Annotated in this window: 15 protein-coding genes; 9 read left to right on the top strand and 6 right to left on the bottom strand. The window is 69.7% G+C overall.

All coding sequences use genetic code 11. The annotated features are described in order from the left end of the window. The first annotated feature begins 79 nt into the window (after window positions 1–79). From AWU67_RS03025 to AWU67_RS03010, 4 genes are read left to right on the top strand one after another with little or no spacing between them, the layout of a single operon-like run. Window positions 80–304, top strand: a complete 225-nt coding sequence (locus AWU67_RS03025) for a DUF3107 domain-containing protein (RefSeq protein WP_067226600.1) — start codon at window positions 80–82, stop codon at window positions 302–304. A gap of 2 nt (window positions 305–306) precedes the next feature. After that, a complete protein-coding gene (locus AWU67_RS03020) occupies window positions 307–609 on the top strand; it encodes a hypothetical protein (RefSeq protein WP_067226597.1) in 303 nt (100 codons plus the stop codon). A 12-nt stretch (window positions 610–621) separates the two neighbouring features. Next, complete coding sequence (locus AWU67_RS03015) at window positions 622–1104, top strand: helix-turn-helix transcriptional regulator (protein ID WP_082717129.1); 483 nt, start codon at window positions 622–624, stop codon at window positions 1102–1104. A gap of 10 nt (window positions 1105–1114) precedes the next feature. After that, a complete protein-coding gene (locus AWU67_RS03010; protein ID WP_067226594.1) occupies window positions 1115–1525 on the top strand; it encodes a VOC family protein in 411 nt (136 codons plus the stop codon). Window positions 1526–1891: 366 nt separating this feature from the next. On the opposite strand, the gene AWU67_RS03005 is transcribed toward AWU67_RS03010, so the two are convergent. Beyond that, on the bottom strand, window positions 1892–3610 hold the full coding sequence (locus tag AWU67_RS03005; protein WP_067226591.1) for a long-chain-fatty-acid--CoA ligase: 1719 nt from the start codon (window positions 3608–3610) through the stop codon (window positions 1892–1894). A gap of 31 nt (window positions 3611–3641) precedes the next feature. Then, on the bottom strand, window positions 3642–4370 hold the full coding sequence (locus tag AWU67_RS03000; RefSeq protein ID WP_067226588.1) for a ferritin-like fold-containing protein: 729 nt from the start codon (window positions 4368–4370) through the stop codon (window positions 3642–3644). Between the two features lie 403 nt (window positions 4371–4773). On the opposite strand from AWU67_RS03000, the gene AWU67_RS02995 reads away from it, so the two are divergent. Together AWU67_RS02995 and AWU67_RS02990 are read left to right on the top strand one after the other, a co-directional pair. Beyond that, window positions 4774–5136, top strand: a complete 363-nt coding sequence (locus AWU67_RS02995) for a cupin domain-containing protein (protein ID WP_067226586.1) — start codon at window positions 4774–4776, stop codon at window positions 5134–5136. Between the two features lie 115 nt (window positions 5137–5251). Then, complete coding sequence (locus AWU67_RS02990) at window positions 5252–6901, top strand: DEAD/DEAH box helicase (RefSeq protein ID WP_067231997.1); 1650 nt, start codon at window positions 5252–5254, stop codon at window positions 6899–6901. Between the two features lie 127 nt (window positions 6902–7028). Here AWU67_RS02990 and AWU67_RS02985 read toward each other — a convergent pair whose 3' ends face one another. Beyond that, the gene (locus AWU67_RS02985; RefSeq protein ID WP_067226583.1) at window positions 7029–7904 is read right to left on the bottom strand and encodes a PHP domain-containing protein; all 876 of its coding nucleotides are present in this window, start codon (window positions 7902–7904) and stop codon (window positions 7029–7031) included. A gap of 90 nt (window positions 7905–7994) precedes the next feature. Here AWU67_RS02985 and AWU67_RS17635 point away from each other — a divergent pair, with 90 nt between their 5' ends. Genes AWU67_RS17635 through AWU67_RS02975 form a run of 3 tightly spaced genes read left to right on the top strand, consistent with a single transcriptional unit; the run spans window position 7995 to window position 10634 of the window. Then, window positions 7995–8633, top strand: coding sequence for an endonuclease/exonuclease/phosphatase family protein (locus AWU67_RS17635; protein ID WP_234407336.1), 639 nt, complete (start codon window positions 7995–7997; stop codon window positions 8631–8633). Continuing rightward, window positions 8630–9028 carry an endonuclease/exonuclease/phosphatase family protein gene (locus AWU67_RS17630; RefSeq protein WP_234407335.1) on the top strand — a complete coding sequence of 133 codons (399 nt, stop codon included), beginning with the start codon at window positions 8630–8632 and terminating at the stop codon, window positions 9026–9028. The genes AWU67_RS17635 and AWU67_RS17630 overlap by 4 nt, the downstream gene beginning before the upstream one ends. Before the next feature lie 46 nt (window positions 9029–9074). Continuing rightward, the gene (locus tag AWU67_RS02975; RefSeq protein ID WP_067226581.1) at window positions 9075–10634 is read left to right on the top strand and encodes an aminopeptidase P family protein; all 1560 of its coding nucleotides are present in this window, start codon (window positions 9075–9077) and stop codon (window positions 10632–10634) included. A gap of 72 nt (window positions 10635–10706) precedes the next feature. On the opposite strand, the gene AWU67_RS02970 is transcribed toward AWU67_RS02975, so the two are convergent. From AWU67_RS02970 to AWU67_RS02960, 3 genes are read right to left on the bottom strand one after another with little or no spacing between them, the layout of a single operon-like run. Next, window positions 10707–11372: an N-acetylmannosamine-6-phosphate 2-epimerase gene (locus AWU67_RS02970; protein WP_067226578.1), complete on the bottom strand. Its 666-nt coding sequence runs from the start codon at window positions 11370–11372 to the stop codon at window positions 10707–10709. After that, window positions 11369–12328: an ROK family protein gene (locus AWU67_RS02965; protein WP_067226576.1), complete on the bottom strand. Its 960-nt coding sequence runs from the start codon at window positions 12326–12328 to the stop codon at window positions 11369–11371. Before AWU67_RS02965 ends, AWU67_RS02970 begins: the two co-directional genes overlap by 4 nt. Next, a complete protein-coding gene (locus tag AWU67_RS02960) occupies window positions 12325–13035 on the bottom strand; it encodes a GntR family transcriptional regulator (protein ID WP_067226573.1) in 711 nt (236 codons plus the stop codon). The genes AWU67_RS02965 and AWU67_RS02960 overlap by 4 nt, the downstream gene beginning before the upstream one ends. Window positions 13036–13053 lie beyond the last annotated feature (18 nt).

Raw genomic sequence — 13053 nt, 5'->3', positions numbered from 1 at the left:
GAACGGGCCGCGCTCGTACCCCGATCTGTCGTACTCTGGCAGGAACGCTCTAGCATCAGGGCAAGGAAAGGCATACCCGGTGGACATTCGCATTGGCATTCAGAACTCTCCTCGTGAGATCAACTTCGAGACGTCTCAGCCGGTCGCCGAGATCGAGGCCGCCGTTTCCGCGGTCCTCGCCGGAGAGGTCGGATTCCTGAAGCTCGGCGACGACAAGGGCAACACCTACATCGTCCCCGCCACGACGTTCGCCTACATCGAGATCGGCACCGAAGAGAGCCGGCGCATCGGATTCGTGGGCTAACCATGGAGCTGCTCTTCGTGGCGCTCGGTGGGGCGATCCTCGGCACCATCGCCCGGTACACGTTGCCGCGGCGTGCCGAGTACGGCGTGCTCGTCGTTCCCGCCATCGGCACGGCCGCGGCGGCGGTCGTCTGGGTCGCCCTGACCTGGCTCGGCATGGCATGGGACAGCGGCTGGATCTGGCTGATCTCGCTCCTCGCCGCCGCGGCGGTCTCCTACGGCTCGGCCCTTCTGATCGGCCGCGGCCGGGAGGCAGCCGATGAGCGCCTGCTCGCCGCGCTGAGCGCCGGAACCGCCACAGCCTGAGGCCCGGCGATGATGACCCCGCAGCAGATCGAGAACCTCGCCCAGCTGCGGCGAGCCCGTGACCTGATCGACCGGGACTACGCCAAGCCGCTGGACGTGCCGACGATGGCGGCGCGGGCGCTGATGTCGCCGGCGCACTTCTCGCGCAGCTTCCGGGCGGCCTACGGCGAGACGCCTTACGGCTACCTGATGACCCGGCGGATCGAGCGCGCCATGGCGCTGCTCCGCGACGGGGCGAGCGTCACCGACGCCTGCTTCGCCGTCGGCGCCACCTCGCTCGGCTCGTTCAGCTCGCGGTTCACCGAGATCACCGGCGAGACCCCGTCGGCCTACCGCAAGCGCGAACACGGTGCCGTCCAGGCCATGCCGACCTGCATCGCCAAGGCGCACACGCGCCCGCTGCGCACGCCGAGCAACACCAACAGGGCGACGATCACGCGCAGCGCGAAGACATCGAGCAGGATCGAAGAAGCGCGCGGAGTGGCCGCGGCGTAACGTCACGGGCATGACAATCTCACTTCAGTTCACCAACGTGACGGTCACCGACGTCGACGAGTCGATCGCCTTCTACAGCGGCGCGCTCGGCCTCGACGTGCAGAACGATGTCGGCTCAGGCGGGCACCGCTGGGTCACCGTCGGCAGTCAGGCCCAGCCCGGCCTCGGCATCGTGCTCTCCACCCCTTACGCCGGGCGCTCCCAGGCCGACGGCGACGCACTGCAGGAGCTGCTCACCAAGGGCGTCCTGCCGCTGCTCGTGTTCCGCACCGACAACGTCGACGCGATGTTCGAGGCCGTCCGCGCGAGCGGCGCCGAGGTGCTGCAGGAGCCGATGGACCAGCAGTGGGGCCCGCGCGACTGCGCGTTCCGCGATCCCTCCGGCAACACGGTGCGCATCTCCCAGACGCCCGCCGCCTAGGGCTGTCGCAGCCGCGCACGGGCGACGCCACGGCCCGGGGCTGCGAATTACTTCTGCGCGGGGCAGGCGCTTCGCGGCATCATGAGGCATGCCTCGTCTCGTTCCGCTGCCGCCCGAGTTCGGAAGGCGCGAATTCTCCGTTGACGACGCGCGCGCCGCGGGCATGATCGTGGAGCGGCTGCGCAGCCGAGACCTCAGCAGACGACGGCGACCACCACCGCACGAACACCACGCAGTACGAGCGGGATCTGAGCCGGCTTGAGCGCATCCGCCCCTCGCAACGCAATCGACTCGCCAAAAAACGTACCAACAGCGGTTCGTTGGTACGTTTTGTGGCGAGTCGACGGGCCGGGGCGCGAGACCGGGCTACTGCGGCGCGCTGAGCTGGGCGCGCACCTGGCGCCGCAGCACCTTGCCGATCATGGAGCGCGGCAGCTCGTCGACGGCCACGATCTGCTTGGGCACCTTGTAGGCGCTCAGCCGGCCGCGGCAGTACTCCCGCAGCGCCTCGACGTCGAGCGTCGCACCGCGCTCCAGCACGACGGCCGCGGTGACGATCTCGCCGCCGCTCGCTGCCGGCAGGCCGACGACCGCGGCATCCGCCACCGACTCGTGCGAGATCAGGGCGTCCTCCACCTCGCTCGGGGCGACGTTGAAACCGCCGGTGATGATGAGCTCCTTCATCCGGTCCACGATGGTGATGAAGCCGTCGCCAGAGACCGAGACGATGTCGCCGGTGCGCAGCCACGGGCCGCCGCCGTCCGCCGCCGGCAGCAGCACGGCCAGGGACTCCTCGGGCCGGTTCCAGTAGCCGGAGAACACCTGCGGGCCACGCAGCAGCAGCTCGCCCGCCTCGTTCACGCCCCGGTCGATGTGCGGGTTGTCCGGGTCGACGACGCGAATCTGGGTGCTGGGGAACGGCACCCCGACGGTGCCGGCCCGTCGGGCGGGGCCGAACGGGTTGCCGGCCGCGACCGGCGAGGTTTCCGTCATCCCGTAGCCCTCGACGAGCTGGCCGCCGGTGGACTTCTCCCAGGCCTCCACAGTGGACAGCGGCAGGTTCATGGCACCGGAGATGGCGAAGCGGATGCTGCCCAGGCTCACGCCGCGCTTGGCCGCAGCCTTCGACAGCCGCTCATAGATCGGCGGCACCGCGGGCAGGAACGTGGGCGGGCTGGAGCGCACGGCATCCAGAACCAGGCCTTCGTCGAACTTGGGGAACAGCACCAGCCGCGCGCCCATGCCCATCGCGAAGGTGAGGCAGAGCGTCAGACCGTAGGCGTGGAACATCGGCAGCACGGCGTAGACGACCTCTTCACCCCGGCGGAGCCCCGGCACCCAGGCCTCCCCCTGCAGCGCGTTGACGCGGAGGTTCGCGTGACTGAGGATCGCACCCTTCGGCGCGCCTGTCGTGCCGCTGGTGTACTGCAGCACGGCAGTGTCAGACGGCATGGGTCGCGGGTACGACTTCTTCAGCTTGCGGGTCTCGAGCAAGTCCTCCCAGCGCAGCGCGTTCTTGGCGCGCGGCTGCGCCGTCAGCGCCGCCCGGGACTCCCTGGCCTTCTTGATCGGCAGCCGCAGCGCGATCCGCTTCAGCAGCGGCATCGCCCGGGTGAGGTCGACGGCGACCACGTGCTTGACCCCCATGTCCTCCGGAAAGTCGATGACGGTGTCGTGCACCTTGTCCCAGACGATCGCCACGCTCGCGCCGTGGTCCTCGAACTGGTGCCGCAGCTCGCTCGGGGTGTAGAGCGGGTTGTGCTCGACGGCGACCGCTCCGAGGCGGAGCACCGCGTAGAACGCCACGATGTGTTGTGGGCAGTTGGGCAGCACCAGGGCGACCCGGTCGCCGGCACGCACGCCCAGCTTGCGCAGCGCGTTGGCGATCCGGGAGATCTGCTCCCCCATCTCGGCGTACGTCGTGGTCTCGCCGAAGAACTCCAGGGCGACGGATGCCCGGTAGGTGCGCACCGCCGCGTCGATCATGTCGACGAGGCTCTCCTTGGGCACGTCGACGTCGGCCGGGACGCCCTCGGCGTAGGAGCTCAGCCAGGGGCGGCTCGAGAAGACGGATGCTGCGGTCATGACGACCTCTCTCAACTGTGCCGAAGGCGGGTCAGGCGGTGAGGCCGAGCCCGTCCATGCGGCGGGTGTGCGCGGCGATGAGCTCGGTGAAGACGGGCTCGATGTTCGCCTCCGCGGCGTGGTGCGCCGCGCTTCCGGGTGAGCCGGCGTCGGCCAGGGCCGAGCGGGCGACGAGGAGGGTGTCGCCGACCAGACGGCGGCCCCACATGGCCAAGACGGAGGTGAGCGTTGGTTCTGCGTTGATGGAGCGTTGCAGCAGCTCGCGCAGCTGTTCTGCCCCGGCATCCGTCGCCAACAGGCTGGCGACCCGGTTGCCGACGTCGCCGCCGATTCCGCGGGCCAGCTGTTCGAAGAAGTCGCCCAGCATGCCGGCGCTCAGGTAGCAGGTGAGCAGCAGCTCGCGCCAGTCCGTGCCGGTGGCCAGGGTGCGGTAGTGCACCAGCGCGTCGACGAAGGGCCGCATCAGCTCGTCGGGGTCTGCGTGCAGCCCGCGGATCTCGGCCACCAGCTTGTGCTGGGTGGAGAGCACCTGCGCGGCCACATAACTGATCTGCTGCTTCACCTCGACGCTGGGCGCCGCGGCAAGCGCGCGGGCCAGGTTCTCGGCCACCTCGAGGTGCATGGCGGCGGCCTGACCGAGGAACGGCAGAAGTTCTGGGGTGTACTCGGCGAAGTCAACCTTCGTCGCTGAAGACGCCCCGCGGGGTTTCAGCCGCGGGATCTCTACGCGGATTTTGCTCCGCCCGAACCATGAGACCACGACATCAGCTTAGGGCGTGCGCCGGGCCGGCGCGCTGGCGCGGGGCTGGCCGGCAGGGCGAAAACGGGTGCCGACAGCCGGCCCGCCAACCGGGTGACAGCGACCAAACCCGGGCGTAGACTGCCCCCGAAGCGGGAGGGACGCTGCCTCCCCTGAGTGTTCGGGTCTAGCTGGCGGCGGGGTGCCCGCCGCGATTCCCCGGTCGGCGATGCGCCGGCCAGCGGTTCAACGGCCGGTGATCCCACGGCCAGCGATTGCCCCGGCACCGAGCCAGCGCCCCGCCCGCCCCACCGGCTGCGCATCGCCGAACCGCCAGGTTTCCCGAGCCCTTCGCGAACTCCGACGAGTGCCATGGCCACGCCCGATCACGGCGTGTTGCAGATACACAATCAAGGAGGTCATCATGTCAAGCCTCGTTCGCAAGAGTCTTGATACGCCAGACGAGACGCGGCAGTTCACCGAGAACGCCGGCCAGCTCCAACTCGTCACCACCGATACCGGCGCCGTGGGCCGCGCCACCTTCGAGCCCGGCTGGCGCTGGTCGCAGAACGTGAAGCCCATCGTGCAGACCGACAGCTGCCAGGCCGCTCACGTCGGCTACTTCCTCTCCGGCCACATGAAGGTGGTGATGGATGACGGCGAGGAGATGGAGTACGGCCCGGGCGACTTCGCCACCATGGCTCCCGGTCACGACGCGTGGATCGTCGGCGACGAGACCTGCGTGTTCCTGGACTGGCAGGGCTTCGCCGACTACGCGAAGGGGTGAGCGGCGGCATCCGCCCGATATTGCATTCGGCCCGCGCGGCGTCAAGCGACCATCCAGACACGCCGCGCTAGGCTGGAGGCATCCCGCGGGCGATGGATCCGCGGCCGTGCGCCTGATGACACAAGGGCGCATCCTCAGTGAACGCAGTACGACAGGCCTAAAACACGTGACTACATTTTCAGATTTGACCATTGAACAAGACATGGTCGACGCCCTCGCTTCGAAGGGCATCATCGAGCCGTTCCCGATTCAGGAGCAGACGATCCCGCTGGCACTCACCGGCCAGGACATCATCGGCCAGGCCAAGACCGGCACCGGCAAGACCTTCGGTTTCGGCCTCCCGCTGATCCAGCGCCTCGGCCTGAACCCCGAGCCCGGCGTGCAGGCACTCATCGTTGTGCCCACCCGTGAGCTCTGCGTGCAGGTCGCGCAGGACCTCGAGCTGGCCACCTCCAACCGGGCAACCAACATCGTCGCCATCTACGGCGGCAAGGCCTACGAGGGCCAGATCGAAGAGATCAAGGCCGGCGCGCAGATCGTCGTCGGCACCCCCGGCCGCCTGCTCGACCTCGCCAGCCAGCGTCTTCTCGACCTCGGCAACGTGCGCGAGATGGTGCTCGACGAGGCCGACAAGATGCTCGACCTCGGCTTCCTCTCCGACATCGAGAAGCTCTTCGCTCGCACCCCAGAGGGCCGCCACACCATGCTGTTCTCGGCGACCATGCCCGGCCCGATTGTGGCCCTGGCCCGCCGCTTCATGTCGAAGCCGATCCACATCCGGGCGACCGACCCCAACGAGGGCCTCACCCAGGCGAACATCAAGCACGTCGTCTACCGGGCGCACTCGCTCGACAAGGACGAGGTCGTCGCCCGCATCCTGCAGGCAGAGGGCCGCGGCAAGACCGTTGTCTTCACCCGCACCAAGCGTGCAGCGGCCAAGCTGGTCGAGGAGCTGAACGACCGCGGCTTCAACGCCGCCGCCGTGCACGGCGACCTGAACCAGGACCAGCGCGAGCGCGCCATGGCCGCGTTCAAGGCCGGCAAGAAGGACATCCTCATCGCCACGGATGTCGCGGCTCGCGGCATCGACGTCAACGATGTCACCCACGTCATCAACCACACGGTCCCCGACGACCACGACACCTACCTGCACCGTGCCGGCCGCACCGGCCGCGCGGGCAAGACCGGTATCGCGGTCACCTTCGTCGACTGGGACGACCTGCACAAGTGGGCGCTCATCAACAAGGCGCTCGAGATGAACCAGCCGGAGCCGGTGGAAACCTACTCCTCCTCGCCGCACCTCTACGAGGACCTGAACATCCCGGCCGGTTCCAAGGGCCGCCTGAAGCCGACGCCGATCAAGGAGCGCGAACCGCGCGAGAAGTCGGCGGATGCCGGCCGCGGCCGCCGTGAAGGCGGACGTGACGGCGGGCGTGACGATGGCCGCACCGGCTCCCGCCCCGCCGCAGAGGGCGCAGCCGTCGGCGATGGCGCAACCCGCCCCAGCCGTTCGCGCAGCCGCACCCGCACCCGCGGCGGCGAGGGATCAACAGCCCCCGCGGCGGCCGCCTCGACCGCTGCGACCGCCTCGACCGGTGAGGCCACGGCAATCGTGACGGCGACCATCACCGATCCGTTCCAGGCACCGGGCCACCCGGCATCCGGCACCCACGACGGCGGCGGACACGAGCACCACGACGGCAACAGCGCACCGCGTCGTCGCAGCCGCAACCGCTCGCGTCGCAGCGCCCCCAGCGCCGAGTAACACTCTCTTCGCAACGCAGAAGTGGCCCAACACCGATACGGTGATGGGCCACTTCTGCGTTGTGCAGATGTGCCCGACCCGCTGGTCGAGTAGCGGGGAGGGGCAGCGGGAGGGGCAGCGGGGCGCGCTACCCCTGGGCGCCGTAGACCGGCTCGCTGCCCGTCGCCTGGGCGATCAGCGCCTCCAGTACCTCCGGCGCGGTCGTGTTCTCGCCGAGCCGGTTCGGCTTACCCGCCCCGTGGTAGTCACTGGAGCCGGTGACGGCGAGGCCGTAGCGCTCGGCGAGCACGTGCAGGCGCGCCTTCGCGTCGGGCAGGTTCTCGCGGTGGTCGATCTCCAGGCCGAACAAGCCGGCGTCGACGAGGCGTCTCAGCTCGGGCTCCGGCACCACGTTCATGGCGCCGCGGGTGCCCGGGTGGGCGAGCACGGGCACTCCCCCGGCCGCGCACACCAGGCGCACGCCGGTGACCGGGTCCGGGGCGTAGTGCGGCTTCACATAACCGCTGCGCCAGTGCAGGATGCCATCGAACGCCGCCGAGCGATCCGGCTCGAAGCCCTTCGCGACGAGCGCATCGGCGATGTGCGGTCGGCCGATGGTGGCGCCATCCGCCGCCTGCGCCAACACGTCATCCCAGCTCAGCGCGTAGTCGCGGCCGATGTGCTCGACGATCTCCTCCGCGCGGGTCATCCGAGCCTGCCGGATGCGGGTGGTCTCTGCCAGCAGGGCAGGGTCGGCCGGGTCGAACAGGTAAGCCAGCAGGTGCACGCTGGAGTACTCCACCCGGGTGGAGAGCTCCATGCCGGGGATCAGCGTCAGGCCCGTCGCGCGAGCAGCGGATGCCGCATCGCCCCAGCCGGCGGTCGAATCGTGGTCGGTGAGCGCGACGGTGCCGAGGCCGGCGGCCGCGGCTGCCTGCACGAGCTCGCCGGGCGCCTCGGTGCCGTCCGACACGCTCGAGTGCGCGTGCAAGTCGATGGGGCCGTGAAAACGCCGAGAGTTCATCTGCCCATGCTAGTTCCGGGGAGCGCCGGCACAGCTCGGCCCGCGCGCTGGCAGCATGCGGTCGGCGCCGTCGCTTAGGGTGAGTGAGCCATGTTCAGCCGATTCCTCAGCGCCCTCATCGGGCTTGCCGCCGCCATCGGGCTGCTCGTGCTCGCCTGGCCCCAGCTGTTCGGACTGCAGAACACGTGGCTGATCGCGCAGGTCGTCTCGTTCCGGGGCGCGCTCGTGCTGGCATCCGTCCTCGGGATCCTGCTGCTGCTCGTCGTCGGCATCATCCGCCCGCTCCGCCGGCTCACCGGCACCCTGGCCGTGCTGCTGCTCGTCTTCGGAGTGGCCGTCAGCGGCGTGCTCGCCCTGCGCGGGGTCAACAACGGTGACGTGTCCCTCGTGACGAACGGCGTCGACGACTCGATCACGGTGCTCAGCTGGAACACGCGGGGCGAGGAGCCGGGCGTCGACGCCATCGTGAAGCTGGCGCTGGACAGCGGCGCCGACATCGTGGCGCTGCCCGAGACCACCGACGAGCTCGGCACGGAGGTCGCGCTCGCGATGAAGGAGGGCGGCCGGCCGATGTGGGTGTGGACCCTCAACTTCAATGACGTCTACAAGGCCCGCTCCACCGCACTGCTGATCAGCCCCGATCTCGGCGAGTACACGCTCGCGTCCGCCGCCGGCAGCGGGCCGCCCGGCAACACCAACATCTCCCCACCGTCGTCGCCAAGCCGGTGAACGGCGTCGGACCGACGATCATCGCCGTGCACGCCGGTGCCCCGACCGAGGGCGCGATGAGTGACTGGCGGAGCGACCTGGACTGGCTGGCCGGCCAGTGCGACGCCCCCGACGTGATCATGGCCGGCGATTTCAACGCCACGCTCGACCACATGGCCGGGCGCGGCATCGACGGCGGCGCCCTCGGGCGGTGCTCGGATGCCGCCCTCTCGGCCGGCAGCGCGGCGCTCGGCACCTGGCCGAGCAACGTGCCACCCCTGCTGGGCGCCCCGATCGACCATGTGCTGGCCACCAAGAACTGGCGGGTGGACGCGTTCCGCGTGCTCGACGAGGCCGACGCGTCCGGCAGCGACCACCGCCCACTGCTCACCCGCTATCTGCCTGCGGGCGGTTGAGCGCGGGCACAGGGACTTCCCGTCTCGCGGTGCGAGAATGGTGGGCATGGACAACACCGCCGACGCCACGACCGAAACCCGCCCAGCCAGCACCACGGCCGACCCGAACGCGAGCCGCTCGACCACGCCGAACTCCGATGTATTCAAGTCCTACATCTCCACCGGCTGGGCAGCCAGGGAGGACACCCTCCCCGCCCCGCGCGAGCAGGCGAGCTTCGCCGCCGCGCGCCGCGCCGCCCTCTCCGCCCGCTTCCCCGGCCAGCGCCTGATCGTTCCGGCCGGCAGCCCGAAGCAGCGTTCCAACGACACGGACTACCCGTTCCGCGCGCACAGCGCCTTCGCCTACCTGACCGGCTGGGGCGCCGAGTCCGAGCCCGACGCCGTGCTCGTGTTCGAGCCAGCCGGCAGCGGCCACGAGGCAACGCTGTACTTCCGCGAGCGCGCAGGGCGCGACTCGGAGGAGTTCTACCACAACCCCGCGATCGGTGAGTTCTGGATCGGTGCTCGCCCCTCGCTCGCCCAGGTCGCCGCCGACCTCGACCTGCCCACCCGCGGCATCGCCGAACTGGCCGCCGTGTACGGCGCCGTCGACTCCAGCACCCTCATGCTGCGCGAGTCCGACCCGGCCGTCACCGACGCCGTCGACTCCGCCCGGCTGCGCTTCGCCGCTGAGGAGGCGCTGCGCGACAACGCCCAGGACTCCCCGTTCAGCCTCGAGATCGGTGCGGAGCACGAGCCGGATGCGGAGCTGCACGAGGTGCTCAGCGAGATGCGCCTGGTCAAGGACCCCTATGAGATCGCACAGATGCGCCTCGCCGTCGATGCCACCGAGCGCGGCTTCAACGACGTCATCGCCGACTTCCCGCGCATCTCGGCCAGCCCGCGCGGTGAGCGCATCGTCGACGGCGTGTTCTACACCCGGGCCCGCCTGGACGGCAACGCCCTCGGCTACGACACCATCGCGGCATCCGGCGCACACGCCACCATCCTGCACTGGACCCGCAACGACGGCCCCGTGCGCCCCGGCGAGCTGATGCTGCTCGACGCCGGTGTCGAGGTCGACAGCCTGTACACGGCCGACGTCACCCGCACCCTGCCGATCAACGGCACCTTCAGCCCGGTGCAGCGGATGATCTACGAGGCCGTGCTGGACGCCGCGGATGCCGCCCTGGCCATCGTCAAGCCGGGCATCATCTTCCGCGAGGTGCACGCGGCCGCCATGGCCGTGATCGCGGAGCGCACCGCAGAGTGGGGCCTGCTGCCCGTCTCGGCCGCCGAGTCGCTCGAGGCCGACAAGCAGTACCACCGCCGCTACATGGTGCACGGCACCAGCCACCACCTCGGCATCGACGTGCACGACTGCGCCCAGGCGCGCCGCGAGATGTACCTGGACGGCGTGATCGAGGAGGGCATGGTCTTCACGATCGAGCCCGGCCTGTACTTCCAGAGCGACGACGAGACGGTGCCGGCCGAGTTCCGCGGCATCGGCGTGCGCATCGAGGACGACATCCTGGTCACCGCGAACGGTGCAGAGAACCTGTCCATCGGCATCCCCCGCACCGCGACCGACGTCGAGGCGTGGGTGCGCGCCGGCGGCTGGAGCTAGCCAGCCTCGCGGCATCCTGCGTCAGACAACTGTGGCCCGGCGGATTCGCCGGGCCACAGTTGTGTGCGCGGCCTAGCCGCGCAGCGCCTCCGCGAACCACGACGTGATCGTGGCCGGGTGCGTGATGGCCGTGCCAACAACGACCGAGTAGGCACCCGCCTCCAACATGGCCTTGGCCTGCGCGGGCGTGTGGATGCGCCCCTCCGCGAAGACGGGAACATCGAGCCGCGCCGAAAGGCGCCGCACCAACTCAAAGTCGGGGCCCACGGTCTTGGGTGCCTCGCCGGTATAGCCAGCGAGGGTCGTGCCGACGATGTCTGCCCCGGCGTCTTGGGCGGCCATCCCATCGTCGAAGCTGCCGGCATCCGCCATCACGAGCGCGCCGGTCTGCTCGTGGATGGCGGCGATTGTCTCGGCCAGGCTGAGCCCGTCCGGGCGCGGCCTGCGGGTGCCGTCGATGGCGACGATCTCGGCACCCGCCGCGATGACGGCGAGCGCGTGCTCCAGCGTCGGTGTGATGAAGACGCCACCCGAGCCCACCTTCCACAAGCCGATCTGCGGCAGTGGGACCGACTCGTGGATCATCCGGATGTCGTCCAGCCCCTGCGCACGGATGCCGACGGCGCCGCCAATGACCGCGGACTGCGCAATCTGGGCCATCGCACGCGGGTCACGCAGCGGTTCGCCAGGGTATGCCTGGCACGAGACGATGAGGCCCCCGTGGAATGTCTCGATCATGCGTGGTCCCCCTGTGCATCGAAAGCGCGTTTTGCAGCGCCGATGAGCGCCGCATCATTGCCGAGCTGGGCCCGGACGATGGGCACGTCGCTCAGGATCGGCATGGTGCCCTCCCGTGCCCCGGCGAGCATGGAGTCCCACCACAAGGCACCGGCGTTGATCATTCCGCCCGCCAGAACCACGATGCCGGGATCGATCATGTTGATGACACCGGCCAGGGCTCGGCCGAACGCGCCGGCCGAGGTCACGACGGTGTCGAATGCCACCGTGTCGTGGGCGGCCCGAGAGACAACGTCGCGGGTATCGCGCGCGGCCGGGTCTCCCCCGTTGCGCAGGTACAGCGCGTGCAGCGCGGTTCCGGAGGAGATGGCCTCGACGTGCCCGTACCTTCCGCAGGGGCAGAGCACGCCCTCCGCCTCGTGCACGGGAACGTGGCCGAGGTGCCCGGCCACCCCGTGGGTGCCGAACTGGGGAACCCCGTCGATGACGACGGCGCCACCAATCCCGGTGCCGACCGCGCCGACGAGCACGGTGCCATGGCCGCGGCCGGCCCCGACAAATGTTTCGCCGACGGCGTGCGCGTGAACGTCGTTGCAGGCCAGGATGGGCACAGTGAACGACGCTGCGAGGCCCCGACAGATTTCGGTGCCCTTCCAGTCACTCAGATGCCCGGTCGCCGCGAGAACTCGCCCGGTATCCGCCTCGATCACGCCAGCCGAGCCGACGCTGACAGCGACCAGCCGTGCGGACCCGAGTGAGCCGAGCACCTCCGTGCCCAGCGCCGCGGCGGTGGCGAGGATGCGCTCCCCACCCTCCCGTGCCGGTGTGGCGGTCTCGGCCCGCGCGACCACGGAGCCTGCCGCGGTGACTAGGCCCGCGGCGATCTTGGTGCCGCCGATGTCGAGGCTGAGGACGAGACCGTCGTCGTGTGTTGCGTGTGTGTGTTCTGGGATCATTTCTCGTTGTTGTCTCGTGTGACGGCGATATGGAAGCTGTACCGGTCTGCGCGGTAGATGGTGCGGGCGAACTCGATCAGCTGGCCGCGCCGTGAGGAGCTGACCCGTTCGACGCTGAGCGCGGCAGAACCGCTCGGCACGCCCAGAATCCGGCTGTCCTCCTCGCTGAGCGTGATGGCCTGAATCTCCTGCTCGGCCCGGTACACCTCGTGCCCGGCCTCGGTGAGCTGCTCGTAGAGCGACTGGTCGAGGTGCAGGTGTTCAATCTCGAGCACCGTGCGGGGCAGGTAGACGTCCTCGATCGCCATCGGGTTGTTGTCGGCCAGACGCAGTCGCCGCAGGTGGGTGCACTCCGTGTCGACCGGGACCCCCAGATGCCTGGCGATCTCCTCGTCGGCATCGATCCGAGACAGCGCGAGCGGCCGGGAGGAGGCGACGTAGCCGCGGCTGGTCATGTCCTCGGTGAACGAGGTCAGCTTGGGCGTCTTAAGGAACAGGTCTTTCGACCCGACGTACGTGCCGGAGCCGTGCACGTTGTAGACGAGCCCCTCGTCCGCGAGCTTCGCGATGGCTGCACGCACCGTCATCCGGCTCACCGAATAGCGGCTCATCAGCTCGCGCTCCGACGGGAGGGCGTCATGGGCAACGAGCGATGCGTCGATGATCTCGCGGATTCCGGATGCGACCGTTTCGTATTTATGCGCCATGGGCGCCCACTCTAGTGA

The organism is Microterricola viridarii (assembly GCF_001542775.1).
GTDB classification, from domain to species: Bacteria; Actinomycetota; Actinomycetes; order Actinomycetales; family Microbacteriaceae; genus Microterricola; species Microterricola viridarii_A.
The sequence above is the reverse complement of the archived record's forward strand: the minus strand, read 5'-3'. Positions and strand labels throughout refer to the sequence as shown.